Source organism: Kitasatospora sp. NPDC093102 (assembly GCF_040683915.1).
In the GTDB taxonomy this organism is placed as follows: domain Bacteria; phylum Actinomycetota; class Actinomycetes; order Streptomycetales; family Streptomycetaceae; genus Kitasatospora.
Genome location: NZ_JBFBFA010000006.1, coordinates 293,064 through 319,458, shown reverse-complemented (window position 1 = coordinate 319,458; position 26,395 = coordinate 293,064). Strand labels below are relative to the sequence as shown.

23 protein-coding genes are annotated in these 26,395 nt (G+C 75.1%); 6 read left to right on the top strand and 17 right to left on the bottom strand.

The window, feature by feature from the left end; translation table 11 throughout:
- Positions 1-40 precede the first annotated feature (40 nt).
- Entirely contained in the window at positions 41-562 is a 522-nt protein-coding gene (locus tag AB0O11_RS12090) for an HAD domain-containing protein (protein ID WP_363384633.1), read from the top strand.
- 150 nt (positions 563-712) lie between these two features.
- On the opposite strand, the gene AB0O11_RS12085 is transcribed toward AB0O11_RS12090, so the two are convergent.
- The 13 genes from AB0O11_RS12085 to AB0O11_RS12025 form a co-directional block, all read right to left on the bottom strand.
- Complete coding sequence (locus AB0O11_RS12085) at positions 713-4,678, bottom strand: LysM peptidoglycan-binding domain-containing protein (RefSeq protein ID WP_363384630.1); 3,966 nt, start codon at positions 4,676-4,678, stop codon at positions 713-715.
- The gene (locus AB0O11_RS12080) at positions 4,678-5,124 is read right to left on the bottom strand and encodes a hypothetical protein (protein ID WP_363384627.1); all 447 of its coding nucleotides are present in this window, start codon (positions 5,122-5,124) and stop codon (positions 4,678-4,680) included. The genes AB0O11_RS12085 and AB0O11_RS12080 overlap by 1 nt, the downstream gene beginning before the upstream one ends.
- A 163-nt stretch (positions 5,125-5,287) precedes the next feature.
- Complete coding sequence (locus AB0O11_RS12075; protein WP_363384624.1) at positions 5,288-5,719, bottom strand: pilus assembly protein; 432 nt, start codon at positions 5,717-5,719, stop codon at positions 5,288-5,290.
- A 44-nt stretch (positions 5,720-5,763) separates the two neighbouring features.
- On the bottom strand, positions 5,764-6,135 hold the full coding sequence (locus tag AB0O11_RS12070; protein WP_363384621.1) for a TadE/TadG family type IV pilus assembly protein: 372 nt from the start codon (positions 6,133-6,135) through the stop codon (positions 5,764-5,766).
- A gap of 38 nt (positions 6,136-6,173) precedes the next feature.
- The gene (locus AB0O11_RS12065; RefSeq protein ID WP_363384618.1) at positions 6,174-6,449 is read right to left on the bottom strand and encodes a hypothetical protein; all 276 of its coding nucleotides are present in this window, start codon (positions 6,447-6,449) and stop codon (positions 6,174-6,176) included.
- Positions 6,450-6,563: 114 nt separating this feature from the next.
- Positions 6,564-7,442, bottom strand: a complete 879-nt coding sequence (locus AB0O11_RS12060) for a hypothetical protein (RefSeq protein ID WP_363384615.1) — start codon at positions 7,440-7,442, stop codon at positions 6,564-6,566.
- The gene (locus tag AB0O11_RS12055) at positions 7,439-8,404 is read right to left on the bottom strand and encodes a type II secretion system F family protein (RefSeq protein WP_363384612.1); all 966 of its coding nucleotides are present in this window, start codon (positions 8,402-8,404) and stop codon (positions 7,439-7,441) included. The genes AB0O11_RS12060 and AB0O11_RS12055 overlap by 4 nt, the downstream gene beginning before the upstream one ends.
- A complete protein-coding gene (locus AB0O11_RS12050) occupies positions 8,404-10,041 on the bottom strand; it encodes an ATPase, T2SS/T4P/T4SS family (protein ID WP_363384609.1) in 1,638 nt (545 codons plus the stop codon). The genes AB0O11_RS12055 and AB0O11_RS12050 overlap by 1 nt, the downstream gene beginning before the upstream one ends.
- Positions 10,031-11,431: a hypothetical protein gene (locus AB0O11_RS12045; RefSeq protein WP_363384606.1), complete on the bottom strand. Its 1,401-nt coding sequence runs from the start codon at positions 11,429-11,431 to the stop codon at positions 10,031-10,033. Before AB0O11_RS12045 ends, AB0O11_RS12050 begins: the two co-directional genes overlap by 11 nt.
- Entirely contained in the window at positions 11,431-12,312 is an 882-nt protein-coding gene (locus tag AB0O11_RS12040) for an SAF domain-containing protein (protein WP_363384603.1), read from the bottom strand. Before AB0O11_RS12040 ends, AB0O11_RS12045 begins: the two co-directional genes overlap by 1 nt.
- Before the next feature lie 101 nt (positions 12,313-12,413).
- Positions 12,414-13,361, bottom strand: coding sequence for a hypothetical protein (locus AB0O11_RS12035; RefSeq protein WP_363384600.1), 948 nt, complete (start codon positions 13,359-13,361; stop codon positions 12,414-12,416).
- Positions 13,355-13,978 (bottom strand): hypothetical protein, encoded by a 624-nt coding sequence (locus AB0O11_RS12030; protein WP_363384597.1) that lies wholly within the window; start codon positions 13,976-13,978, stop codon positions 13,355-13,357. The genes AB0O11_RS12035 and AB0O11_RS12030 overlap by 7 nt, the downstream gene beginning before the upstream one ends.
- 137 nt (positions 13,979-14,115) lie before the next feature.
- Complete coding sequence (locus AB0O11_RS12025; protein WP_363384594.1) at positions 14,116-14,982, bottom strand: hypothetical protein; 867 nt, start codon at positions 14,980-14,982, stop codon at positions 14,116-14,118.
- 139 nt (positions 14,983-15,121) lie between these two features.
- On the opposite strand from AB0O11_RS12025, the gene AB0O11_RS12020 reads away from it, so the two are divergent.
- The 3 genes from AB0O11_RS12020 to AB0O11_RS12010 all read left to right on the top strand — a co-directional run bounded on the left by AB0O11_RS12020 (position 15,122) and on the right by AB0O11_RS12010 (position 17,786).
- Positions 15,122-15,667, top strand: coding sequence for a pyridoxamine 5'-phosphate oxidase family protein (locus AB0O11_RS12020; protein ID WP_363384591.1), 546 nt, complete (start codon positions 15,122-15,124; stop codon positions 15,665-15,667).
- Between the two features lie 75 nt (positions 15,668-15,742).
- On the top strand, positions 15,743-16,195 hold the full coding sequence (locus tag AB0O11_RS12015) for a MaoC family dehydratase (RefSeq protein WP_363384588.1): 453 nt from the start codon (positions 15,743-15,745) through the stop codon (positions 16,193-16,195).
- Positions 16,196-16,577: 382 nt separating this feature from the next.
- Complete coding sequence (locus AB0O11_RS12010; protein ID WP_363384745.1) at positions 16,578-17,786, top strand: MBL fold metallo-hydrolase; 1,209 nt, start codon at positions 16,578-16,580, stop codon at positions 17,784-17,786.
- Positions 17,787-17,820: 34 nt separating this feature from the next.
- On the opposite strand, the gene AB0O11_RS12005 is transcribed toward AB0O11_RS12010, so the two are convergent.
- From AB0O11_RS12005 to AB0O11_RS11995, 3 genes are all read right to left on the bottom strand, one after another.
- The gene (locus AB0O11_RS12005) at positions 17,821-18,774 is read right to left on the bottom strand and encodes a DUF389 domain-containing protein (RefSeq protein WP_363384585.1); all 954 of its coding nucleotides are present in this window, start codon (positions 18,772-18,774) and stop codon (positions 17,821-17,823) included.
- Positions 18,775-18,928: 154 nt separating this feature from the next.
- Positions 18,929-21,634 (bottom strand): DUF6493 family protein, encoded by a 2,706-nt coding sequence (locus tag AB0O11_RS12000; RefSeq protein ID WP_363384582.1) that lies wholly within the window; start codon positions 21,632-21,634, stop codon positions 18,929-18,931.
- Positions 21,631-23,025: an SWIM zinc finger family protein gene (locus tag AB0O11_RS11995; protein WP_363384579.1), complete on the bottom strand. Its 1,395-nt coding sequence runs from the start codon at positions 23,023-23,025 to the stop codon at positions 21,631-21,633. The genes AB0O11_RS12000 and AB0O11_RS11995 overlap by 4 nt, the downstream gene beginning before the upstream one ends.
- A gap of 126 nt (positions 23,026-23,151) precedes the next feature.
- Here AB0O11_RS11995 and AB0O11_RS11990 point away from each other — a divergent pair, with 126 nt between their 5' ends.
- Both AB0O11_RS11990 and AB0O11_RS11985 read left to right on the top strand, forming a co-directional pair.
- The gene (locus AB0O11_RS11990; RefSeq protein WP_363384576.1) at positions 23,152-24,060 is read left to right on the top strand and encodes an acyl-CoA thioesterase II; all 909 of its coding nucleotides are present in this window, start codon (positions 23,152-23,154) and stop codon (positions 24,058-24,060) included.
- A 100-nt stretch (positions 24,061-24,160) separates the two neighbouring features.
- A complete protein-coding gene (locus AB0O11_RS11985) occupies positions 24,161-24,811 on the top strand; it encodes a TetR/AcrR family transcriptional regulator (protein ID WP_363384573.1) in 651 nt (216 codons plus the stop codon).
- A gap of 27 nt (positions 24,812-24,838) precedes the next feature.
- Here AB0O11_RS11985 and AB0O11_RS11980 read toward each other — a convergent pair whose 3' ends face one another.
- Positions 24,839-26,056, bottom strand: coding sequence for a sulfite oxidase (locus AB0O11_RS11980; protein ID WP_363384570.1), 1,218 nt, complete (start codon positions 26,054-26,056; stop codon positions 24,839-24,841).
- Between the last annotated feature and the right edge of the window lie 339 nt (positions 26,057-26,395).

Genomic DNA, 26,395 nt, shown 5'->3' with positions numbered 1-26,395 from the left:
GCGCGCCGGACCACCCGCCCCGCCCCACTAAGGTGCCGTCATGATCGATACCGATCGCCCCTTGCTGTTCCTCGACGTCGACGGCCCCCTCATCCCCTTCGGCGATCCGCCCCGCGGCGGCTACCCCACCTACCGCAGCCCGCACGTCCCACCCGGCACGACGCCCGGCGGGAACCCGCTGATCGCCCGCGTGGACCCGGAGTTGGGGCCGCGGCTGCTGGGCCTGCCGGGCGAGCCGGTGTGGGCCACCACCTGGCTGGAGGACGCCAACGAGTGCCTCGCGCCCTGGCTCGGTCTGCCCCGACTGCCCGTCGTGGACTGGCCGGTGGACGCCCCGGACGCCACGGGAGAGCCGGAGGGCCTGCACTGGAAGACCCGCGCGTTGGTCGAACGGGCAGCCGGACGGCCGTTCGCCTGGGTGGACGACGAGATCACCGAGGCGGACCGCCGCTGGGTCGCCGCCCACTCCCCCACCCGCACCCTGCTCCACCGGGTGGACCCCCGACGCGGGCTCACCGAGGCGGACTTCACCGCCCTGGACGCCTGGCTGCGGACGGCCTGACCAGCCGCCGGGCCCCGCCGCTCGGCGGTCGCCCGATGCGCCGACGACATCCGTACGGGACTCCCGCAGGGCCGCCACATCCGCCGTCGGCCCGTCAACCCGACTGCCCGGCCGCCCCCGTGGGAGTGGCCGGGCAGTCGGCGGTCCGCGTCAGGAACCCGCGAGCAGGTCCCGCAGCAGGGCGACGGTGTCGGCGTCCAGGTCCCGGCCGGTACGGCGGCTGAGCGCATCCAACCGGTTGACGGCGCGCAGGAGTTGGTCCCGGGCGCCGGCCGAGGCGTAGGCGTAGAAGAGGTCCCGGTGCAGCAGTTCGACGTCCGGGGCGACGGCGAGGCCGCGGAAGACGGCGGCCTCGGCGCTGCGGTGGTCGCCGTACTGCAGGCGGCGGGCGGCCAGTTCGTGGGCCGTGTCGACGATCGCCGCGATCATGTCCTGCCGCTCGGCCTCGGCCCAGCCGTACGAGGCCGGCGGGGCCTCCGCGAACGGTGCGCCGCGCACCAGGGCCAGCGCATGGGCGAGGGCCGCGTCGGCAGTGGCACTGGTGCTGCGCATGCCGCGCCGGTAGAGGCTGCGGAACTCGTCCCAGTCGCAGGTGACCGCCGGAGCGAAGGAGTAGCCCTCGGTGCCCTCGGTGGGCAGGAAGTCGCGGCCCTCCGGCGAGGTGCCGAACCAGGCGGCCAGGTCGGCGAGTTTGGCCGGCAGCGGGCTCTCGGCGTCGGCCGCGGTGGGGTGCGGGTCGAGGTGCGCCGCGCCGGGGTGCAGGTCGTGGTCGAGCGCGTGGTGGTCGGAACCCGGGCGCAGTGCCAGGTAGACGGCCAGCTCGGTGAGCCGCGACAGTGCACCGGGTGAGGCGGTGCCGAGGACTCCCGCGACGTCCACCGGGCCGAGCAGCCGGATCCGAGGAGCGTTGCGGGGTGCGTGCGCCTCCGGGGAGCGGAGGATCGCGAGCAGGTCGTCGCTGTCGCTGCGGCCTGGCGCGGTCCGGGCGACCGGGGCGACGGCTGCGGGGCCGGGTTCGACCGCGGCGGGGCCGCGCCCGACGACGGGCTCGGGTTCCTCCGCACCGATGGCATCCGCGGTTTCGACGGTCTCCGCGGCCCCGGCCGGCCCGCTGCCGACGGCGGCGGGTTCGGGAGCGGGCTCCGGAGCGGGTTCGGCCGACGACGGATCCTCGACCGTCTCCGAGACGGTCGGCTCCGCCACGACGGGCTGCGGCACCACGGGCTGAACGGCGAGCACGACCGTCGCCGTGGACTCCGAGGAGCCGTCCCCCGGCTCGGCCGCCCCCTCGCCCTCCGGCAGGCCGGGCCGCCGCAGGTCCCGGGTGGTCTCGTCGGCGGCCACCTGCCGCCCCTGTCCGTTGACGGCGAACCGCGCCGGACCGGCCGGAACCGGAACCGGCAGGACGGCAGGAACCGGGGCAGGAGCAGGCGTCACCGGATCGGTGCCCGCGAACGGGCTGGCCCCGGTGCCGATGACCCGGGCGAGCAGCCGGGGGCCGGCAGCCGCGTCCGCGCCCTCCGCCGCCGAACCGGCCGGAGCCCCGCCGACCGAGGCCCCACCCGCCAAGGCCCCGCCGACCGAAGCCCCGGCGACCGAGGCCCCGACGGCGGCCAGCACCGGTACGGCAGCGGGCAGTTCGGTGGTGTCGGTGTCCTCCGGCCCGTCCAGGGTCCAGGCCGGGGCCGGGTGCTGGGTGGTGTCGTCGGCGACCCGGAGCAGCTCGGCGACCTGGTCGTACTGCTGCCCGCTCAGCCGTTGCAGCTCGACCGTGAGGTGCAGGCCCGGAATCGCGGCCTGGCCGGAGGTCGGCAGGGTCCAGCGGGCGACCGGGCCGGTGCCCCGCTCGGGGGCGCGGGTGATGACGGCGACGCAGGTGCGCGGACGGGCGTCGAGCAGGCGCCCGAGCTCGGCCGGGATGTCCCCACCGGGCTGGTGGGCGCAGAGCACGATCTCGGGCGTCCAGGACTCGTCGGCCTGGCCCCGGCTGCGGGCCTCGCGCGGGCTGGTGGCCTCGGCGGCGACCAGGGTGGCGCGGGCCTTGGCGGTGCGCGGGCCGAGGGCGGCGAGCGCGGCCTCCAGGGTGGGGTGGCGGTGCACGCGTTCGGCGGCCGGGCCGCTGATCGACACCTCCTCGGCGAGGTCCACCAGGTGCAGGTGGAGCCGGTCGGCGAGCGGACTGTGGGCCAGTTCGATGGCGAGGGTGCGCAGCACGTCGCGGGCGTCGTCCGGGTGGCCGGACAGGTGGAGCAGCCGGACGGCCTCCAGGTCGGCGAGGACCACCGAGCCGTCCGGCGAGGTGCCGAGGGTGACCAGCGCGGGGTACGGCGCGGCGGTCTTCCGGGCCTGGCCGGGGCTGAGCAGGTCGCCCGAGTCGGCGCTGCACCACCACACGTTGGCGGCGTGCGCGGCGCGGAACGGCGCGATCGGGGTGGCCGGACCGGACAGGTGCAGCTCGATCGTCTGGCCCTGGGTGATCCGGGCGGCGACGATGGCGGGCAGCCGCTTGCCGCCGCGCACGGTGTTGCGGGCCAGGGTGCGAAGGGCGCGGTCCAGCAGTTCCAGTCCGGCCTGGTCCTGCCGGGCCATCAGCTCGTTCTCGAAGGCGGCGGCCTCGGCCTCGGGCATCGCGATGCGGTGCCGGGGGCGGCGGGCGCGCTGCTGGGTGCCGCGCTTGTGGGCGACGGTGCCGACCATGATGGCGGCGAGCAGGACGCCGACGGTGGAGGCCGAGAGGGCGACGGTGTAGTCGTCGCTGGGGGCCGGATCGGCGTGCGCGGCGGGGGCGGGCGCGTGGGTCGGCGCGTGCGTGGGCGCGGGCACCGGGGCCGACTGCGGCGCGCCCTGCGAGGGAGCGCCCGGCGCCGGGGTCTGTGCCGGAGCCTGGTCGGCGGGTGCCGGAGCGGGTGCGGGAGCCTGATCGGCAGGAGCCGGTGCGGGAGCCGGAGCCTGGTCGGCGGGCGCCGGAGCGGCGGGCGCCGTCCCCGGCACCGTGAGCACCATCCCCGGCACCACCACGTCCGGGTCCGTCAGCTGCTCCCCGTCCGGGGCCTGGACCCCCTTGTTCGCCTCGAACAGCTTCGGCCACTGCTCCCCGTCCCCCAGCTCCCGCTGGGCGATGGTCGACAGGCTCTCCCCGGCCTGGACGGTGACGGTCCGCTGAGCGCCGGATCCGCCCGCACCACCGGGCCCCCCGGCCTCCGTGCCGGACTGCGGAACGTTCTGCGGCGTCCCCTGCGGGGCGCCCTGTGCCGCGTCCCCGGAGGGAGCCGGGGCGGGAGCCGGGGCCGGCGTCCTCGCCTCGTCCGGCTTGGCGTCCACCGGCATCAGCAGCTCCCAGCCGGGCTGGATCGGCCGGTCTGCGTCGAAGCGGATGCCCGAATCGCCCATCACCCGGCCGTCGTTGAGCTTGGCGATCTCCACCCATCGTTCCCCCGAGCCCAGTTGGCGCTCGGCGATGGACCACAGGCTGTCGGCCGGACGGGCGTCGCGCACCGTGTACGTGGTCTGCTGCTCGGCGGCCGGGGTCAGGGCCGGCGCGGCCTGCGCGGCGGTCAGTGCGACGCGCTGCACGCCCGGCGTCAACTGCGCCTGGGCGACCGGGCTGTGGGTCAGTTCGGGGACGGCGGCGAAGGCCGATCCGGCCACCGGCAGCAGCGCGAGCACCGAGCCGACCAGCCCGGCCGCGAGCCGCTGGCTCCAGCCGAAGGCGGGAATGCGGCGGGCGATCCGGCCGCGCAGCTGGGCGGGAATCTCCAGCAGGACGGACAGCGCGAAGCAGGCCCAGGCCAGCCAGCCGACCACCACCAGTGCCCACAGGAACAGTCGTCCGTCGTCCGGACCGGTGAGCGCCTCGCCCACCCCGCCCGAGGCGACCTCGCCCATCCCGGCGACCGCGCCGGTGCCGTACAACAGCAGTGCGGGGACGCCGAACAGCAGGGCGAGCAGGGTGACCAGCGCGCCGAGCGCGGTGATCACGGCACGCCCGCGCCCGCGGGGTGGTCGGGGCGCCGGGGCGGCGGGCCTTCGGGCGCCCCCGGCTCGATGGGAGGTCCCGGCCCGGCCGGTACGGGCCTGGGCGGTACGGGCCTGGTCCTTGGCACGTGGCGCGGCCATCAGTCGGTCTCCGCTTTCTCGACTCCGTGGACGAGGGTCGCACTGCCCTTGCCCGTTACCTTCCGTTCCCCGAGGGCGCCCAGCAGGACCGGACGGTAGTCGGCCCGCACCGTGACGGTGACGACCTTGCCGTCACCGGAGAACTCGATGTCGCCCGCCCGCAGGCCGTACAGGCCCAGGTAGGCATCGGCGGCGTCCCGGACGTACTTCTCCTGGACCTTGAAGCCCTTGCCCTGCAGGACGGCCGCCCGGTCGAGCTGCTGGCCGCCGACCCGTGCGGCCTCCAGGGCGTAGGCGTCGGTCCGTTCGGCGACCCGCAGCCGGCCGCCGGCGTCGATCACCAGGGCGATGACGAGCACGACGTAGGCCGCGCAGATCGCCACGAAGAGGGCCACGGCGCCCCGGTCGGACCGGCGCGCCGACAGCCGTCGCCGCAGACGGCTCACCACTTCCGTCCCCTCGCCCCTCGTCGCACGTCGTTCTCCCCACCGGCCCCCACCGGGCGCCACTCGGTACCGCTGTGTCATCCCCCGGGCGCTCTCCGCTTGCGTCTCCCCCGCACGGGCCGTCTCCAATCCCCCGTCTTCCCGGTGACGGCGCCGCGCGCCGTCATGTGCCCCGGTAACGGTCCACCACCGAGGTGAACTCGCCGACGAGGTGCTTCGTCACGGGCACCCCGGACGGTCCGCCGAGCAGGTCGGCCAGTTCCACGTCGCAGACCACCGTGACGGTGACGGTCGTGACCGGTCCGCCCGGCAGGTTCAGCTCCCCCTTGCCGACGCGCACGTCCCCGTCGCGGCAGGACACGCCCTGCTGGCGCAGCGTCGCGAGGGCGGAGTCCCTGGCCGGCTGGTCCATCCCGTCCACGCTGCGCTGCAGGGAGGCGGTCCGGGCCCCGGCCCGGGCGGCGGCCTCCACGGTGCCGGCCGTGGTCTGCACCCGCCCGGCGGCGATGGCCACCAGGACCAGTCCGACCACCCCCGGCACGACGATCGCCGCCTCGATCGCGATCCCGCCCCGGTCCCGCCGGCGCGGTCGCACCCGAAGGCGCTGCCGCCACCGGCCCGGTGCCCGCGGCGCGCCCCTCACGGCTTCACCACCGGCGGGACGAAGCGCTCGCGCGGCGCCTCGGCGAACTGGGTGACGGCGGCCTTGAGCCCGGGTATCAGCAGTGGCGGGGTCAGCTGCACGGTGACCCGGATGGTCTCCGCCGTGCTGCCGTCGGTCCGCACCGTGTACTCGTGCACGCCCTGTCGGTCGAGGAAGTCGCGGGCCTGCCGCTGGGCCGCCTCGTTCTTCTCGCCGTCCGTCGCGCTGCCCTGCACCCGTCCGGCGTCCACGCCCTCGCGGGCGGCGGTGAGCGCGACCTGCCGGTCGTACCACCACAGCGCGGCCTGGACGACGAGCAACAGGAGCAGCAGGACGACCGGGAAGACGATGGCGAGGCTCACGCTCATCGACCCCCGGTCGCCCCTGCGGCGGAGAGCAGGACGCATCACTTGGTGGCGCCGCCCGGCATGTTCGGGTCCTGCTCGACCTTCTGGACGACCTTGTCCTTCAGCAGGTAGAGCGCGGTCGCCACGGCGCCCGCGACGAAGACCAACGCGATGATGGCGAGGGCGAGTTCGATGCTGATCGCGCCGCGGTCGCCGCGCGCGCGGGCGGCCCGCAGCCGGCCGAGCCGCAGGGTGAACAGCAGCAGTGCGAACTGGACCGGTAGCAGGACTGGGCGCAGTGCCCGTCCTGCCAGCTGGGCGAGTCGTACGGTCATCGGGTTCTCCCGGGGGATGTGGTGGTGTGGTCTGGCGGTGGTGCCGGCTGCTCTGGTAGGGCTGGTGATGCCTGCGGAGACTGGACAGGGACCGGAAGAGGTCCGGGAACGCGGTCAGTTGAGCATCTGGTGCAGGGCGGGGAAGACGATCAGGACGGTCATCAGCAGGGTCAGTGCGGCCCCGGGCGCGACCATCCGCTCGCTGTCGGCGTTCGCACGGGCGAGGTCCTCGGCGAGCAGCTCCCCGCGCAGGCCCTTGGCGCGGGCCCGCAGGGTGTCGTACACGGCGGCTCCGTCGGTGCCGGACAGCCGCATGATGTCGGCCACGTCCTGGAGCGGGCTGAGGCCCAACTCCTCGGCCAACGCGTCGAGTCCGGCCCACGGCGGGAGCCGGTCGGTGGCCGCGCGCTCCAGGGCGTCGCGGATCCGCCGGAACACCGCGCCCTGCCCGACCGAGGCGGCCCGGCGCAGCGCCTCGGCGGGGCCGCAGTCGGCGGCCCGCTCCATCGCGACGAGTTCCAGGTAGGCGGCGATGCCGTGCAGGTACTCGGTGCGCGCCTCCTTGGCCTCGCCGCGCACGATGGCGTCCGGGACGAACCAGAGCAGTCCGGCCAGCAGCGGTCCGGCGACCAGCGGCAGCGCGAACGGCAGGCCCACGTCCATCAGCACGGCCATCGCACCCAGGTAGGCGGGCAGCATCAGGCCGAGCGCGGCGAACAGCAGCTTGTGCACCATGAACCGGGCCGGGGTGCGGCCGATCAGGGCGAGTTCGCGGCGCGGGACCGAGACCCCTCGCAGGTGGACGGACCGCTCGCCGATCCGGTCGTACCAGCGGGGCCGCTCGTCCGGGTCCTGCTCGCGGTCGGCGGGGGTGGCGTGCAGCCGGTCCAGCGCCTGGCGCAGGTCCGGTGGCGCCGGCCGCAGTTCGGCGACCAGGAGGGCGAGGCCGCCGGCCGCGGCAGCGCCGGCCAGCACGGACCAGGGGGAGATCATCGGACCTCCCCGAACTGCTCGGCCGGCTCCGGCCCGGTCGCCGGTGCGGCGGACCGCCGCCCGCTCCTGCTGCGCCGGTCCGGCGTCAGCAGCCGGGGCACCGGCGGGTGGGAGGCCAGCGCCCGCATCCAGGCGATGATCGCCACGAACAGGGCGGCGACCACGGCGAGCACCACCTGGCCGAGGAAGGTCCCGTACGGCCGGGTGTACTCGGTGTTGAAGGAGCCGACCGTGACGACCAGCACGATGATCCCGACCAGCCAGCGGATGGTGGTCCGGTGCTTGGCCCGGTCGGCCTCGATGGCGCGGCGCTGGCGGACCTCCTCGCGCACCGAGTCGGCCATGTCGGAGAGGGTGCGGGCCAGGCCGGGGCCGCTGTCACCGGCGCGCAGCACGAGCGCGGCGAGCACCTTGTCGGCGGTGGCGTCGGCAAGGCTGTCGGCGAAGGCGCGCAGCGCCTCCTCGGGCCGCCATCGGGCCTGTAGCCGGGCGGCCAGTTCGCCGATCTCGTCCTCCAGGGCGGCCGGGGCCGTGCGGCGGCTGGTGACGATGGCCTGGTTGAGGCCGACGCCGAGCAGCAGCACGTCGGCGATCCGCTGGGTCCACTCGGAGAGCGCCTCCAGCCGCTCGATCCGATGGGTGTCCGGGCGGGTGGTGTCGAACAGCCAGGGAAGGCCGAAGACGGCCAGCGGCACCAGCAGTGCGGTCAGCGGGATGCCGGTGAACAGCCAGGCCAGCGGCGCGCCGGCGAGCGCGAGCGGCAGCTGGACGCGGCGCAGCCGCACCATCCGGTGCGCGGCCGTCCCGGGGGCGCCGTACCAGAACACGTGGACCCGGCCGGCCAGCGGGTTGGCCGCCCGCGCGGCCCCGTCCTCGTCGCCGGGCTCGCTGCCGCGGGCCCAGACCACCAGAGCGACCAGGCCGCCCGTGACCGCCAGCCCGCAGAGGGCGAAGAGCAGCATCACCGCGCGCCACCGCCGATCCGCAGCTGGAGCGGGGTGGCCCAACTCCCGTACCGGGAGCCGAGCAGCGAGGCGTCGAAGCCGGCCCGGCGCAGGTCGTCCAGGCACTGCGGCGGGGTGTGCGGGACGGCCCGCGGCTCGCCGAGGTCCGGCCGGGGGCCGAAGACGGTGTTCAGCGCGGGGCGGCCGCTCTCCCCGAGGCCGGTGACCTCCAGGACGTGGGAGACGAAACGGTGCCGGCGGCCGCCGACAGCGGTCTCGTCGACCATGGTGACGTGCACGATGAGGTCCAGGGCGTTGGCGGTGAGCCGGTAGGCGAGCGAGTCGGTCATGTGAGAGCCGTACTCCAGGCAGAGTTCGGCGATGCGGTCGACGACCATGTGCGGGCCGCGGGCGTGCAGGGTGCACATCGAGCCACCCTCGCCGTTGGTCATCACCCGCAGCATCGGGACGACCTCGCCGGAGCGTACCTCCCCGACGATGATCCGGGAGAGTGTCATGCGCAGCGCGGCCGGGATGAGGTCGCCGATGGTCAACTCCCCGGCCAGGCGCCCCTCGACGCGCTCGCCGTTGCCCTCACGGGCCTCCATCGGGACGACCTGGCGCAGGTGGCCGAGGGTGTGCAGCCAGAGCTCGAACTCCGACTCCAGGGTGCCGATCCGCTCGTCCGGCGGGATCTCGGCGGCCATCGCGCGCAGCAGGCTGGTCTTGCCGACGCCCTGGGTTCCGGTGATCATCACGTTCTTCCGGGCCCGGATCGCGGAGGCCAGGAAGGCGGCCAAGGTGGCGTCCAGGGTGCCGAGTTCGACCATCTCGGGCAGCGTCGCGGAGGCCACCCGGTGGCGCCGGATCGCCACGTACGGGCGGGGCGTCACCTCGGTGAGCGCCTGGAGGCGCATGCCGCCCTCCAGCCGCAGCGCGAGGGTCGGGCTGGCGGTGGACAGGCTGCGCTCGCCGCCGCCGTGCTGGCGGGCCAGGTCCTGGAGCAGTTCGATGAGCTCGGCGTCGCTGTCGGCCACCGGCGGTACCTGGCGCAGGGGTTGGTGCACCCTGGAGACCCAGACGTCGTCGCAGCCGTTGATCAGGATGTTCTCGATCTCCGGGTCGTCCAGGTAGGGCTGGAGCCGGCCGGCCCGGAACAGCAGGTCGAAGACGGCCTCGGCGAGGGCGCGGTCCTGGTCGCGGGTGGGCGGGATGCCGTGGGTCTGCGCGTAGGCGTCGGACCACCGGGCGACGGCCTCCTCGATCAGCGCCCGGCCGCGCTGGCGGCGGGTGGCGCGGTCCGGCTCGGAGCCGGAGGTGGCGGTCAACCGGGTGATCTGCTGGTGCAGTTCGGCCGCGACCTGGCGCTTGAGCTCGCGGGCGACCTGCGGGTCGACGGCGGGCCGGGTGGCGGCGCCGCGCAGGTCCAGCGAGGGCAGCTGGGAGGGCACGGCGGTGGGCCCCGCCGCGCCGGGCGGGACGGGCTGCGGCGGGACGGGCTGGGGCATGACGGGCTGGGGCGCGACCGGGCCGGGCTGATAGCCGTGCGGCGGGGCGACCGGGCCGGGCGCGGGCGTCGGCGCGGACACCGGCGCGGTCCAGGGCAGTGCGGCCGGATCGGAGGCGGGACGCTGGTGCAGGGGGCTACCGCGCACGGAGCACCTCCCCGGGGTTGTGCGGGTACGGCCCGTTCAGGTCGTCCTGCCGGCCCGTCACGATCGGCTGCTGGAGCGGGTACCGGTCGTCCGGCTCGCCGTGCGGGGCGGACTGGACGTGTGCCGGGAACGGCGCCGGCGCGGCCGGCTGCGGCGCCAGCCCGGCCAGCGGCGCCACCGGGCCGGTGGTGATCACCGGCGGGACGGGCTGCGGCGGGGTGTACGAGGGCTGCTCACCCTCGGTCGTCCCGTAGCCGGACCGGCCGTGCCCGGACTGGCCGTGCCCGGACTGACTGTGGCCCGCCGAGCCGTACCCGCCCTGCGCGTACGGGGCCTGCCCGTGGCCGCCCGGCCCGTGACCCGGCTGGCCGTACCCCGGCTGCCCGCCGGGCCCGTACGGCGACTGCCCGTACGGGCCCGGCGCGGGCACGGGCGCGGGCGTCGACGGCTGCGGCGCCATCGGACCGGGCGGGGTCGGTATCGGCGGGGCCGACACCGGAGGCGTCGGGAGCGGAGGCGTCGGAAGCGGGGGCGTCGGCACGGCCGCCGTGACCGGAGCCGCCGCCCGGCCGCCCGCCGTCAGCTGGGCCGGCGCCGCACCCGGTGCGAGCCGCTGACGCCGACGGCGGATCAGCAGCTGTACCTCGTCCGCGGCCGACCGCGCCGTCCGCATCAGCTCCGAGCGGATGAACCGCCGGTCGGTGGTGTCCCCGCCGTCGGAGAGCACCCTCGCCGTCCGGGTGGCGTGCGGCAGCACCCCGAGCACCGGCAGCCCCAGCTCGCGGGACACCTCCGCCCGCGCGTACGGCCCCTCGGCCACCAGCAGCAGTCCGAGCGCGTCGGCCCCGGTACCGGCGGCGGCCAGGTCCTCGGCCAGGGCGGCGAGCCGGGGCCGGACCGAGCTCAGCCCGCGCAGCGTGGTGCGCACCGTCGCCACCACCACGTCGGCGCGGCGGGCCAGCACCGCACTGTGGCCGGTGGCGCCGGAGCGGCCGAGGTCCACGATGACGTCGTAGCCCTGCTGTTCCACGCCGTGCAGCAGTTCGGCGAGCGGCTCCCAGGTGTAGGCGAGGCCGGGCGCCTGGGTGGGGTCGGTCAGCCCGGGCAGCAGCAGCCGTTCGGCGTTGCCCTCGGGCGAGAGGTCGATCAGCTGCTCCCAGATGGTCTGCGCGAGCAGCCCGCGCCGGTCGGCGACGGCCAGGTTGCGCAGCCCGTACACCGCCTCGACCCGGCCCTCCAGGGCTCCGGCGAGCACCGCGCCGCCGTCCGGGTCCGCCTCGACCAGCACGATCCGCCGGCCGGGCGGCAGCGGCCAGGACAGCAGCAGTGCCAGGGCGGTGGTGGTCGCTCCCGGTGCGCCCGGGCCGCCGACCACCGCGATCACGGCCATCAGGCGCCGCCCGTCGCGCCAGGGGTCCCGGGCGCGGCACCGCCGGGGGTGGCGGCGCCCGGAGTGGAGGCCCCGGGGGTGGTGGCCCCGGGGGTGGTGGCGGCCGAGGGCGCTCCGCTCGGCGCCGGGACCGGCCCGGTGCCTCCGGGGCCGCCCGCCGCCGCACCGCGCGGTGCGAGCAGCACCTGGATCCGACCGCTCGCCACCCACTGCGCCAGTCGGGGCCCGTCCGCGGTGCCGACCGCCACGTCGATCACCTGGCTGCCGTCGGTGTCGACCCGGCCGACGGTGATCACCGTGGCGGGCAGCGAGTCGGCCCGGCCGTTGTCGGGGGTGAAGACGACAACCAGCTGCACTCCGGGCTGGAGCCGGCTGGCGGGCAGTTGGCTGCGCTTGGCCGACACCCCGACCACGATCTGCCCGGGCTGCACCGACAGGCCCTGCGCGAGGTCGGAACCGGTGAGCATCGCACCGCGCTTGAGGTCGGTGGCGGCCCGCATGCCGACCGCCTTCGCCCGGTCCTGGGCCGACAGCGGGTGCAGCGCCGGGTCCCCCGCGATGCGGGCGACCACCAGGTCGTCCTCGGTGATCACCTGCCCCCACGGCACGTCCCGGGCCAGCGCCAGCACCGCGACCCGCTGACCGGTGCTGTTGTAGAGGACGGCCCCGCCCAGCCCGCCGGCCGCGATCAGCGCCACCGCCATCGCCAGCACCGCCGGGCGCCGCCGCCGTGCCCCCATGGTCCGCCCGGGCGCGTGCGGCACCGCCCGCCCCCGGCCCTTGCCCGGGCCGCCCTGCTCCGGCTGCTCCGGGAGCGTCGCGGACGCCGCGGTGCCCGCGGAGGTGCCGGATCCCGGCGTCGCGAACGTACGGTTGTCCACCGGGTTCCGCCCTTCCCTCGTTCGTCTCTGGCTCGTCTGGCTGGTCACTGTGCGAATCGCCGCGCGGGCGGGATCGGTTGAGCTCGATCAGGTGAGCCCGATCAGTTGAGCACCTGCATCTCGGCGACCTTGAGGTCGAAGGGCTTGCTGCTCTGGTTGATGCCCGGGATCGTGAACTTCCGCGGGTTCGGCCCGCCGGTGACCACGACGGTGGCCTCCCAGCGCATCGTCACCGTGGCGCTGAAGACGCCGTTCTTCTCGCCGGCCGAGCTGGTCCTGAACTCGTAGCCGCAGTCCGGGGACTTCGCGTCGCCGTACGTGGGGTCGTACGGCGTGCCGGGTGTGGTGCAGGAGGTCTGGAGGTGGTCGCCGAAGCTCCAGTCCGCCTTCACCAGCCGGGGTGTGACGGTGACGGAGATGCCCGCGACCGCCGCGCTGCCCGGCGCGGGCAGTGCGGCGTCGTCCGCCCAGAGCCAGACCGGGGCGTTGACCACCGCCGTGTTCTGGGGCGCGGCCCGGCCCACCGGCGGCCTGAAGCGGACCCGGTCGTAGGCGGTCTGGATCGCCGTGGCCTCCGCGTTGACGTTCTGCCCGCCCGGCGCGGTGGGTTCGAAGACGATCTCGGCGCCGCCCAGGCCCCCGTCGGTCTGCGGGCAGACCTTCGTGTAGAGCGCGCCGTCCTTCGGGTCGTGGCCGTCCCACTTCGGGTCGCCCGCGGGCGGCGGGTCGTCCAGCGGCCGGAAGTAGCAGCCCTTGTCGCTGCTGAACCAGCCCAGCTGGGGGTCGTGGCAGGCCCATGCGACGTCGTGGTAGCTGCACAGTTGCGGTCCGGTGTCGGAGCCGCCGCCACCGCCGGGCTTGGAACCGCCGGGCCCGGGCGTCTTTCCGCCGGAATGGACGTCCACGCAGATCACGTTCGGGGCGCACTGCTCGGCCCCGCCGCTCGGCGGTTCGTCCGCGGTCGCGCTCACCGCCGAGGACAGCAGCAACCCGGCCGACATCGACGCGGCGAGTGCGATTCGCCGGGCCGGTTTCCGCGCGTTCAGCATGTCCGGTCCACCTCCCGTTTGAAGTCGTAGATCAACCAATGCGCTTGGAACCAGCGCAGGGACGCGGTTCCGACGTACCGGTTCAGACGTGATCCGGGTTCCTTGGCGGCCCCGGTGACGGCATCGACGCGGTGCCAGCCCGACAGGTCGACGCAGTCCTCGATCACGGCGGTTTGCGGATCGGCTTTCAGATCAATGGCCTTGACCACCGCGGAATTGCGCGGCGTTCCGGTCATCACCGCTTTCGCGTCGCGCAGTTGCCGGAGGCTGACCAGGCTGTCGGACAGCGCACGCCCGGAGGAGTACTGCTCCAGTCCGTAACCGTCCGAATCCGAACGCCCGAAGACCTCGGCCTGAGTCTGCCACCAGTCCTGATACGCCTTCAGGGCCAGTCGCCCCATGGCCCCTTCCGGACCGCTGGTCGGCGCGATCGAGCCGTTTACCGAACCACTCGAAGGAGTTAGCGGGTTCACTCCCGCGACAGTGGGCGCGGCCGACCCGATGCGATCGACGGAACCGCCCGCACCTCCGCTCGCGCAAGCGCCGAGCAGCAACACCAGAACCGCCCCACCGACCCCAACCGCCCCAGGGCGCAACACATTTCCGCGCTGCCGCATGGCCCCACCTCGTTGCGACCGACCCGAACCGTGATACACGGCCGCCAGGAGAATTCCGCCGTCCCGCCGGTGTTTCCGCTGGGGATCGATTCTTCGCCAACCCACCCCATCACGGCAACACCTCAGGCCCCCTGACCTTACGTGGAAGGCGGTTCCGTCGGGGCACTTTCCCGCCACAGAACGGCCAACAGTTCCTCGGAAAGCGACAATCCGGCCAATGCGCCCCGAACCGCGGCCCGATTGCGCATCAGGAGACGCCCGGCGTACGGCGGAACGAGCAGGCGCGCGCCAGGCGCACCCGAACTACCGACCGGTTCTCCACCGTCCGTCAGCGCGGCCACGGCCGGCTGGAGATCGGGCGGGGCGACGGCCGCGGGGGCACCCGGGACGCCCTGGCGCAGGACGGTGGTCAGGGCCCGGCTGAACGAGCCCTCCCCGCCCGGCCGGACGGCGTCCCGGCCGCGTCTGCCCGGCGTGTAGCGGCTGCCCGGGGTGTAGCGGCCGATCCGGCCCCACAGCGGGACCCTCGAATAGCTCAGCAGTTCGCCCGCGCCGTCCTCGCCGCGCTCCAGCGCCGCCCAGGTGTCCCGGTCGACCACCGCGTCGACCAGCAGCAGCGTCTCCTCCTGGTCCCCGTGCACCATCGCGCTGACCACCCAGTCCCAGGCCAGGCCCCGGCGGTAGGCGTTGTCGGCGGTGCTGCCGGCGGTGACCAGCGCGAGCCGGCGCCCCCGCGGGTCCGCCACCAACTGGCCGACCAGGCAGACCAGCAGCCAGCGGCCCGGGTGCTGGGCGGCGTCCCGGACGGCGGTGAGCATCGTGTTGGCGTCCGCGTCCGGCGGCACCACGGTGAGCCGGCAGCCGGCCGCGCCGGTGTCGAAGAACATCCCGGGCAGCACGTCGGCGAACAGCCTGGCGCCGTCCGGTGCGAGCGCCGCACCCCCGAAGGCCCGGTCGGGCCCGCCGTCCGCCCCGATCACCACCAGATCGACCCCGCCCGCCATCCGGCCGCCCCCTCCTCCACCATTTCTCCACCGCCGGGCAGGCTACCGCCCCGGACGGCCGCCGACGGGGCTCCAGTCCCATCCGCTCAGGGACCATGGGCCCTATCGACGCGCGCACCGACCGAGGACGATCGGACGCATGGAGCGTGAGGACCGTGTGGAGACCCTGAGCGAGGCCGAGTGCCTGCGGCTGCTCAGCACCGTGCCCGTCGGACGCGTGGTGTACACCGAGCACGCGCTGCCGGCCGTCCTGCCGGTCTCCTTCGAGGTCCTGGACGGGCGGCTGGTGCTCGCCGTGCGCCGGGGAAGTGCCACCGCGCGCGGGCTTGACGGCACAGTGGTGGCCTTCCAGGCGGATCTGCTGGACCCGGTCACCCGCACCGGGTGGAGCGTACTGGTGCACGGACGGGCCGACGTGGTGAGCGACCCCGAGCAGGTCCGGCGGGTGCTGCGCTCCGGCCTGCGGCCCTGGGTGGGCGATCCGCAACCGCTGTTCGTCGCGCTGGTTCCGGAGCTGGTCAGCGGCCGCCGGCTGTTCCCTACCTGGCCGGGCGCCCCGGGACGCCAGTCGCGGCAGCCGATGAGCACGGGGCCCGCGAGCACCGGGCCCGCGAGCACCGGGCCCGCGAGCACCGGACCTGTGAACGCCGGACCTGTGAACACCGGTTTTCCGTTCGGCTCCTGACAGATACCGGTGGGTAGGCATACGCTTCCGGCGTCCTGATCCCTCCCCGGGCCCGTCCCCCACCAGGAGCGCACCGTGACGACCTTCGCCTCCCTCGCCGAGCTGACCGCCGCCGTCGGCACCGAACTGGGCACCAGCCAGTGGCACACCATCGAGCAGCGGCAGATCGACCTGTTCGCCGAGGCAACCGGTGACCACCAGTGGATTCACGTGGACCCGGAACGGGCCAAGGAGAGCCAGTTCGGCTCGACCATCGCGCACGGCTACCTGACCCAGTCGATGATTCCGGTGCTGGCAAAGGAGTGCTACGCCGTCGAGGGCGTGCGGATGGCGCTGAACTACGGCTCCGACAAGGTGCGCTTCCCGGCGCCGGTGCCGGTGGGCACGGCGATCCGGGCCACCGCCGAGCTGCTCTCGGCCACCGAGGTGCCGGGCGGGGTCCAGGCGGTGGTGCGGTTCACCGTGACCAGCGAGCGGAGTGCCAAGCCGCACTGCGTCGCGGAGACGATCACCCGCTTCTACGCCTGACGGAGAGCGGGCCGACGGGCGTTCGAGTCCGGGCCGACGGGCGTTCGAGCCCGGGGCGGGCAGGCGTTCGAGTCCGGGCCGAGCGGGAACGAGCGGGCCCGGGCAGCGGCCGGCGCCGCCCTCCCGGGTACGCCGATTGGACCGCGCCGGGCCCTCCACCAGGTCCGGACGGCCCACGGCGAGTAACCTCCGACGAGATGGTTGTCGTATCGCAGCACCCCTAACCACTGCTGCGCTTCGCGCCCCGGCACGCCCGGTAGCCGTGACCGTCCCTGGAGGAGCCGTGCCCCGCCCCGCCCCGTGGTTCTCCCGCCTCGCCGGTCTGTCCTCGCAGTTGGTCCCGCCGTCCGCCGGCCCCGCCGCCGAGCGCGCCGTCCCGGGGCTGGCCGGACTGCCCCGGGCCGCGTGGCACCGGGTCCGGACCGACGCCTTCGGCGCCGAGCCCCGGGGCGAGCGGCTGGCCCGCATCCGCCGCTCCCCGCAGTTCGCCGACGGCGCCTTCCGCAACCCGGTACCGACCCGCCGTCTGGTGTACGAGCGCAGCCCGCTGGAGATCACCCGCGCCCAGCTGACCGGCGACAAGACCCGCCGGACGCCGACCGCCGCCGTGCCGGTGCACCGACTGCTCCCGGTCGACCTGGCCGCGCCGCCGGAGTCCGGGCTGCGGCTGACCTGGCTGGGGCACGCCACCGTGCTGGCCGAGATCGACGGACGGCGGGTGCTGATCGACCCGGTCTGGGGCGAACGCTGCTCCCCCTTCTCCTGGACCGGGCCCAAGCGGCTGCACCCGGTGCCGCTGCCGCTGTCCGAACTCGCTCCGGTGGACGTGGTCGTGATCTCCCACGACCACTACGACCACCTCGACATGGGCACCGTCCGAACGCTGACCAGGACGGGCGCGGTGTTCGCCGTCCCGCTCGGGGTCGGGGCGCACCTGGAGCACTGGGGCGTACCGGCCGAACGGATCGTCGAACTGGACTGGTGGGAGTCGGCCGAGGTCGCCGGGCTGACCCTGACCGCCACACCGGCCCGCCACTACTGCAGCCGCGGTCCGCGCACCAGTGCGCTGTTCCTGTGGGCGTCCTGGGTGGTGGCCGGCGGCGGGCACCGGATCTTCCACAGCGGGGACACCGGCTACTTCCCCGGTTTCGCCGAGATCGGCCGCCGGTTCGGCCCGTTCGACGCGACGATGATGCAGGTCGGCGCGTACAGCGAGTTCTGGCCCGAGGTGCACATGACCCCCGAGGAGGGCGTACGGGCGCACCTGGACCTGGGGGGCGAGCTGCTGCTGCCGATCCACTGGTGCACGTTCAACCTCGCGCTGCACCCGTGGGAGGAGCCCGCCGATCGGGTGGTCACCGCCGCCCAGACGCTCGGTGCCCGGATCGCCGTGCCCCGCCCCGGCAAGCCCTTCGAGCCCGCCGCCCCGCCCGCCGTGCGTCTGTGGTGGCGCGCCGTCGCCAGGACCCCGCGCGACATTTCGCCGCTGGTCGGCGAGCGGGCGGAGGAGGCGGCAGCGGCTCCGGAAGCGGCCGAGGTTCGTGGACAGACGACAACATTCAGCGAACAGATTTCAAAATCTGTTCGCTGAATGTTGTCGTCTGAAAGTTGTCAGCCGAAAGCCGTCACGTGTTCGCCTCCGCCGGCACCGCCCGCCGACGCCGGATCCACGCCCACGCCCCCTGCTGGACGAGCAGGGTCAGCACCCCGGCCAGCACGATCCCCAGCAGGTTCAGCAGCAGCTGGACGCTGGAGCCCCAGAACTGCTTGACGTCACCGTAGCCGAGGGCGACGGCCGCGTTGGCCGCGGCGGGAACGGTGGTCACCGAGATCGCCACCCCGACCAGGGTCCCGGCCTTCGAGGAGGTGAGCGAGAGCAGCCCCGCGATGCCCGCCAGGAAGGCGACCACGAAGGAGGTCGCGTCGGGCTGCCAGATGAAGGAGGTGTTCGGCCGCATCGCGTCGAACTTCGCCTCGGTGAACAGCCCGAGACCGTCCATCAGCACCGCGAAGCAGACGGTCAGCGCCATCGCCACCACGAAGCCCGTCGCCAGCGCGTTCAGCGAGCGCAGTGCCGGGCGCAGCCGTCGCTGGACGACCGCCACGCAGAGCCCGGCCAGCGGCCCGAACTCCGGCCCGACGGCCATCGCGCCGACCACCAGAATCGCGCTGTCCAGCACCGCGCCACAGGCCGCGAGCATGGTGGCGACGGTGAGGAAGGCCAGGAACACCCAGGTGAGGGTCGATTCCTCGTGGGTGATCTCGGAGACCGACTCCCACACCAGCGCGTCGGCCCCCTCCCCGGGGGCCAGCCGCTCGGCCTCGTCGGCCGCCGCCGAGAGGGTCAGCTCGACCGGCGAGACGTCGATCGCGCCGCGCTCGGTCAGCCCCGTCCCGCGCAACGCGCCCAGGACCTCGTCCGCCGCCTCGCGGGCCACGTCGCAGAGCACCACGTCCCCGGTGGGCCGGACGGCCGCGTCCGGGAGCAGGACGACGTGCGTCACCCCCACGACCTCGTCCAGGCAGTCCAGCACGGCGTTCCGGAGGTCGGGCGGGACGATCAGACGAAGGTGCAGCACGGGCGCTCCGGCGGGTAGGGCGGACGGGAATCCCGCCCACCCTAGGCCCGCGCCTACCCTAGGCCCGCGCCCACCCCAGGCCCGCGCCGAGCCGAGCCCCGCGCCACCCCGGTCCCGCCCCGCGCCCCCAGGCTGCGGGCCCGCCGCCCGCCCCTCAGGCCGCGAGGACGTCCCGCAGCACCCGGGCCTCCTTGACCACCCGGCCCGAGCCGCCGCGCTCGGCCGCCGCCGTCACCTCGGCGACCGGCCCGCAGGCCCCGGTGCGCCGGGCGCAGTCGGTGGCCAGCGCGATCAGGTCGCCCAGTCCGCGCGTCGACAGGTCGGCCCCCAGCAGGCCCGGCAGCGCCGGCCCGACCACCGACCAGACCGTCCCCCGGGCGCCGGTCTCCGCCGCCATGGTGAGCGCCGCCCCCAGCCGGCCGGCCATCACCGTGCCGCAGGCCACCAGGGCGCCCAGCTCGCGGCCGAGCAGCGCGCCGTCCAGGTCGCCGCGGGCGGCGAGCACCAGCAGGGCGTCCACCGCCGCCGTCCGGTCCTCGGTGTGCCGGGCACCCAGGCCGTACGCCAGCGCCAGGTGCAGCGCGAGCCCGGCCGGACCGCCGGCCTCGGCGAGCAGCGGGAGGTAGCGGGCGGCACCGCGCTCGTCCCGGTCGGCGCACTCGGCGAAGGGGTCGAGCCAGCGCGCGGCCAGCTCCTCCCGGTGCCAGGGGAGCATCGCGAACCAGTGGTCGACGGCCCGCCGGCTCCAGTCGTACACCGTGCGGGCCCGGGCCACGCTGGGCTCGGTGCCGTCCAGCAGCGCCCGCAGCTCGGCCGTGAGCCGCTCGCCGTCCGGCCCCTTCGGCCCGGCGCCGATGCCCGGCTGGGCGACGGCGATCCGCTCGATCTCCTCCCACCAGCGGTCCCCGTGCACGTTGGCACGCCGCAGCCCCTTGCCGGGCGCGAACAGCACCCGCTCGGAGGGCTGCCCGGGCAGGCCACCGGTGCGCAGCCAGTGCGCCAGCCGGCGCCCGGCCGGGGAGGTGAGCGCCTCGGCTGCCTTCAGCACCGTCTCGTCCATGGCCGGGCCGACCCGCACCAGGGCCTGGGACAGGTCGCTCTTCCCCGGCTTGACGTCCGCCGCCTCGTACCCGGCGATCCGCTCGACCAGCACGGCCGCGTCCAGGGCGCCGGTGGCGTCGGTCGGGGTGGCCAGCAGGTACGGCAGCCGGGCCTGAAGAACCTGCCAGGCCGCTTCCTCCAGCCGGACGGCGAGGACGGCCCCGTGCACGGTGGTGCGCGCGCCGCGCAGCGGGGAGCGGCCCTTGGCGAGGTGGTCCCAGAGTTTCCACGGCGGCGTCTCGCCGGCCACCGCGGCCACCACGTAGAGGATCTCCCGGGGCGTGCAGTCCCCCCAGCTGCCGGTACCGCTCCACGGGTGCACCCGGCGGACCGGCTCCACCGCCTCGGCCAGGGCCTTCCGGTCCAGGTGGGTCAGCCGGACCAGCCCGTCCAGCACCCGCTCGAAGTCCGCCACGCCGGGCTCGCGCGAGGCGAGCAGGGCGGACAGCTCCTCCGCGAGCTCGGCCGCCGAGCCGATCGGCGCGCCGAGCGGGCGCGGTTCGGGGGCCGGCGGGAGGAGTTCGTTCCACCCGGTGTCCGGGCCGTCCTCGTCACCACCGACGGGCGCGCCGAACAGCTCGCCCGCGCGCTGGTGGTGGACCGGGTTCAGCGTCTCGGCGGCGGCCCTCAGCTCCGCCACCACCGCCTCCCCCGCCGCCTTCAGGTGACGGGCCACCACGTTCAGCGCCCGTTCCTGGACGGCCGTGTCCGGGTGCCCGAAGGCCTCGGCCGCAGCCAGCACCACGGGGCCGGAGCGCTCGGGCGCGCGCCGGGCTGCCTTCTCCAGCCAGGCCAGCTGGGCGCGGACCAGCTTCTTCTCGCTCCGGAACAGCACCACCGCCGAGGCCTCGGTGAGCACCTCGGGCTCGATCAGCCCGGCCTCGTCCAGCCCGGCGAGCACCTCCTGGGCGTGCCCGGCGAGCACCGACGGGCCGTCCAGCAGCGCCACCACGTCGCGCACCCTGGCCGCGTACTCCTCGGGCGTGGGGTCGAGCGCCCGCAGCACCTCCAGGAACGCCCGCTGGTCGGCCGGCTTGCCGCCGCGCAGCAGCCGGGCCAGGCAGCGGTCGAGCAGCTCGGCCCGGTCCACCACGCCGGCCGCGGCCAGTTCGCCGATCGCCTCCGTCCAGACGTCGCCGGGGCGCGGGCTGAGCCGGAACGTCAGCGGCCAGCTGATGTCCGCGAGTTCGAACAGCTCGGGCACCAGCACCGGGGTGAAGGCGTCCTCGCGCAGCTTCTCGGCCAGCGTGGGACGCGCGCCGCCCAGGTCGTTGGTGCGGTCCATCCAGCCCCGGACGAAGGCCTCGCCGCGCGGCACCTCACAGCCGGTGCGCCGGACCACGGCCTCCATCACCGGGTACATCGACGAACCCCAGGAGCGCACCGGCCGGGCGGCGAGCCGGGTGACCACCTCGACCTGCCACTCCACCGGCTGCGCCTCGACGACCTGGTGCAGCACCGAGTTCCGGGCCCAGTTCCGGGAGCTGAAGTCGCTGCCGGCCAGCCAGGTGGCGGCGCCGGCCGGGCCGGCGTGGCAGCCGACCCCGGCCACCAGCAGCCTGGCGCTGATCTCGACCCTCTCCCGCGACCAGTCCTGGCGCAGCTCCTTGCGCAGCTCCTTGAGGGCGGGCAGGCAGGCCCGCCGCTGGGCCGCGTCCAGGGCGGCCAGCAGCTCCGGTATCCGTGCCAGCCGCCCGGACCGGACGGCCGTCAGCAGTTCGTCGACCGGCCCTTGCCGGTCGGCAGTCGTCGTGTTCACGCTCCGGCCCCCTTCGCCTCCGTCGCCCCGGCGGCCGACTCCCGCACCATCCCGACCGCCAGCGCGTGCTTGCACGGCCCGCGTCCGCCCCGGTACTTGCCCCACCACAGGCAGGTGCAGCTCAGCCGCCCCGACTCGTCAGTCCGCACCCGCTGGATGTGGTCGTCCACCGTGACGACGGCCGTCGCCCCGCCCTCCTCCAGCCGTACCGCGCCCGCATCGACCAGCGCCCGGGCGGCCCGCAGCCGCGGGTTGGCCGCCTCGGCCCGCCCGGCGTCGTACGGGAGCTGCCGGTGGAAGTACGCGGCCTCGGCGGTGTCGTAGCCGATCTGCCCGGCGGTGCCCAGCCGGGTGAGCGCGGCGCGGACCCGCTCGGGGCTCAGCCCGGACTGCGCGGCGAGGTCACCGACCTCGATCCGGGGCTCCCAGGCGAGCAGCACCGCGATCAGCTCGGCGTCCCGCTCGGCCGTCCCGGTGGCGAGCGAGTCGAGCACCCCGCCCTCGCCGGAGAAGCCCCGGGAGGCGTTCGGCGACAGCGTCAGGGTCAGCCGCATTCCGGGCAGCACCGCCTCCCAGGCCGAGGCGGTCGGCTCCCCCGCCGCCACCGGCCCGTACACCCGAAGGGCGAGCGCGTGCCGCAGCACCCGCTGGAGTGCCACCAGCCGCTCGGGCCCGGGCAGGCAGACCGCACCCGGCACCGGCCGGGTGGTGGGCCGCAGCGTCGTCCCGGCCGGGACGACCCAGCCGACGCCGGGCCGCCCTCCGCGCCCGGCCCTCGGCAGCGAGCCCAGGAACCGGACCGCCTCGGCGGCCGGCAGCTCGGCGCGCAGCTCGAAGCCGGCGGCGACCACCTGGGTCTCGGCGAAGCCGCGCAGCCACCGCTCCGGCAGCGGGACCTTCTTCTCGACCAGCGGGCCGTCGAAGCTGGTGACCTCCAGCGCGTCCGGCCCGACCGCGAGGTGCAGCGGGTCGGCCGGGCCGATCCTGGTCAGCGCCTCGCGCAGCGGGTTGTTGACGTCCACGTTGGTGGTGCCGTGGCCGATCTCGTCCCCGTCGAGCCCGGCCTGGAGCACGTCGAGCCGGGCGTAGACGCCGCAGCACCCCGAGAAGGACTCGAAGCGCAGCCGGTCCCCGTTGGCGGTCACCACCGGGTCGAGCGAGGCGCGCAGCTGCGGCTGGTGGTAGCGCGCGGCGGCGACGTCCGCGACCGCGAGCAGTGCCGCGGCGGCCGGCGCCGGATCGGCCAGGAAGCCCGCGAAGAAGCGCGGGTTGGCGGCGGCGCCGAGCGGGGTGGCGCCGCCGGAGGTGGCCAGGTCGAGGCGCCGGCCCTCGGCGGCGTCCAGGACGGCCGACGGGCGCAGATAGCCGTACGCGTGTGCGGATTGCGTCATGGCGAGCACGCTAGGTGAGGGCACTGACAATCCATCGAACCACCATTCAAATGAAACATGTTCCACTTCACCGGGCGTTACCCAGGTCACATCGCCACACGGTTGGCTTCTGCCACTATTGACCCCGTGAACGACCTGACTGAACAGCGGATCCCGACCGAACAGAAGCCCAACCGGGCCGCCTCATTCGCCGGGTTGCTGGAGATCGAGCCATTGAACGAGAACACGTTCCTGGGCTACTGCCACGAAGGCTCCCCCATGCGCGCCTTCGGCGGCCACGTCGCCGCCCAGGCCCTCGTCGCCGCCGGACGCACCTGTGAAGGACAGCGCGCGGTGCACTCGCTGCACAGCTACTTCCTCCTGCCCTGCGACCCGACCCGACCGATCACGTACGAGGTCGAGCGACTGCGCGAGGGCGCCACCTACGCCGCCCGCCGGGTCCGGGCAGTACAGGACCAGCAGGAGATCTTCAACCTCACCGCCTCCTTCAAGCGCCCCGAGCCGACCGACGAGCGCCATCGCGGCATGCCCTCGTCGCCCACCCCGGAGTCCCTGCCCGACGCCCTCTCCCGCTGGCCCAGGGAACTGCGCGAGGCGGTACGGAACTCGGGCTGCTTCCGCGACATCGAACTGCGCTTCGCGCTGCCGGACTCCCCGGACGTCCCGCCGACCGTCCCCGGGATGCCGCAGCAGTTCGTCTGGATGCGCACCGCCACGCCGCTCCCGGCCCACGACCCACTGCTGCACGCCTGTGCGCTCACCTACCTGTCCGACCTCACCCTGGCCTCCACCGCCGGGCTGAACGAGCAGCCGAACTTCTTCCAACGTCCCGAGCCACCCCGGCTGCTGCTGGCCTCGTTGGACCACGCGCTGTGGTTCCACCGCCCGTTCCGGGCCGACGAGTGGCTGCTGTTCGCCCAGCGCAGCCCGACCTCCTCGGACGGCCGGGGCCTGACGCTCGGCGAGTTCTACGACCTGGACGGCCGACTGGTCGCCTCGGCCGCCCAGGAGGCTCTGATCCGCAAGCTCGGCTAGCCGGCCGGACCCCGTGCCGCCCCCGGTGACCTCCGGACGAACGGAAGGGGGCCGGACGGCGTCATACTCCTGAGCGGCCCCGGCCCGTATCATGGTGCGGGTGACCAAGGTTGACCTGTCACCACGGCCGGTGGAGGCGATGTCTCCGCGCCAGCTCGAACGCCGCGAAAGCCTGATCGCGGCTGCGCTCGCCCTGGTGAACGAGATCGGCGTCGAGCGGATGCAGATGAAGCAGGTCTGCGAACGGTCCGGAGTCGCCCTCGGAACGGCGTACCGCTACTTCTCCTCCAAGGACCACCTCCTGGCGGCGGCGATCGCCGAGTGGCATCGCCTGCTGCTGGCCGACCTGGTGGCCGAGCTGCGCGGGCCGAGGGCCGGGCTGGGTGCCACCGACCGGGCGGTCCGGTTCGTCCGGGGCGGGATGCGGGCCTACCAGCGGCAGCCGGAACTCGCCCGGCTGCGGGTGGCCGTGGCCGCCTCCACCGATCCGTTCGCCAGCGAAGCCCTGCAAGGCATGGCCCGGGCCGACAGCACCGCCCTGCAAGCGGTGACGGCCGAGGTGCCGGCCGCCGCGAGCGACCTGGTGCGGCACATCGTCGCCCACGCCTGGCAGGGCGAGCTGACCGCCTGGGTGACCGGCCGCACCACCCTCGGGGACGCCCGGCGGCGGCTGGAGGACGTGGTGCGGCTGGTGCTGACCCCGTACGAGACGCGGTACCCCGCCCCGTACGAGACCCAGTCCACCGGCTGAGCGCCCGTCGGCCCGCCGGCCCGCGGCTCAGACCACCGTCACCGGGTGGGCCACCACCGCACCGAACAGGTAGCCCTCCCGGTTGAACACCGCCCGCTCGGGCTGGGTGTTGCCCTGGTCGTCCGTCGCGCGGGCGCGCAGCTCGTACGGCCCGGGCCGCTCGGGGCGCCAGTCGACGCTCCAGCGCGTCCAGCCGTCGGCCTGCGGCTCGTCGCGCAGTTCGGCGCGCCGCCAGGTCCGGCCGCCGTCCGTGCTCACCTCGACCCGGCGCACCGCCGCCGATCCGGACCACGAGCGCCCGTACAGCCGGTGCTCGCGGTCCGCCGCGAGCCGCGCACCCGCGGCCAGCTCGAAGGCGCTCTTGACCACCCGGGTGGTGAGCGGGTCGCTGCCGCCGGGCGGGTAGTCCGGGCCGAACATCCGGTAGAAGTCGGTGTTCCACGGCGAGTACAGCGGATGGTCGGCGACCTCCATGCCGCCCACCCACTTGATCGAGGCGATGCCCACCCAGCCGGGCACCACCAGCCGGGCCGGGGCACCGTGGTCCGGGGTCAGCGGCTCGCCGTTCATCTCGTACGCGAGCAGCACGTCGTCCAGCGCCTTGGCGATCGGCAGCGGGCGGCGCACCGGACCGTAGTTGATGCCGCCGACGACGTAGTCCGGGTCCAGGCCCGTGGCCAGCACGTCCACCGCCGCCCCGGTCAGCCCGGCGGCCCGCAGCACCTCGGCCAGCCGGACACCCCGCCAGCTCGCCGAGCCGACGCCACCGAGCGTCCACGCCGTGCCCGGGACGGGCTGGCTCTGCTGGCTGAGGTAGAAGCTGCGGCCGTTGCCGGCGCACTCGATCAGCGCGCTGATCCGGGTGGACGGCAGTTCCCGCAGCTCGTCCAGGCCGAACTCGACCGGGCGCTCGGCCGTCGGAGCGCCGCGCAGGCCGCTGCCGAACAGCTTGAGCCGCCACGTGTCGGGGTCGATCAGCGGGGTGCTGGTGTGGTTGCGGACGAAGAACCGCTCCACCGGCACGTGGCGGCCGATGACGGCATCGCCGTCGGCGTCGCGGAAGGCGTCCCAGCGCGTCTCGGCGTTGGTGTCCCGGGGCACGAACCACTCGGCGGGCAGCGGTTTGACGATCCCGGGCACAGGCCCGGTCGCCTCCCCGGCGGCGCGTGCGCCGTCCCGGGCGTCCTGCGCCGGGGCGTCCTGCGCCAGAATTCCTTCGTCTGGAGTGCGGACCTCGTCGTCCATGAACGGTGTTCCTTACGTTTCAGCGTGGGCGGTTCGCGGCGCGCGCGACCACGGCCGGGGCCCGAAGGCTGCCCTGGACGGGCTTCCGCTCCCCGGCTCGGCCTTCTCACCGGTATGGACTCCTACCGTTCCCACTGCCGGCGAAACCCGGCCCGCAGAGGAGCCACCCGTATCAGTCACCCCACTCGCCCGGATCGTCCAGGGCCCGGGCCCGGGGCTGCTGCCCGCCCACGGCGCCCGGCGGCAGCGCCGGCGGTTCCGGCCGGCCGGCGGCCGAAGGCGTCCCCGGCGCGCGCCTGGCCGAACTCACCAGCGAGCATCGCGCCGGTGACCGAGGCG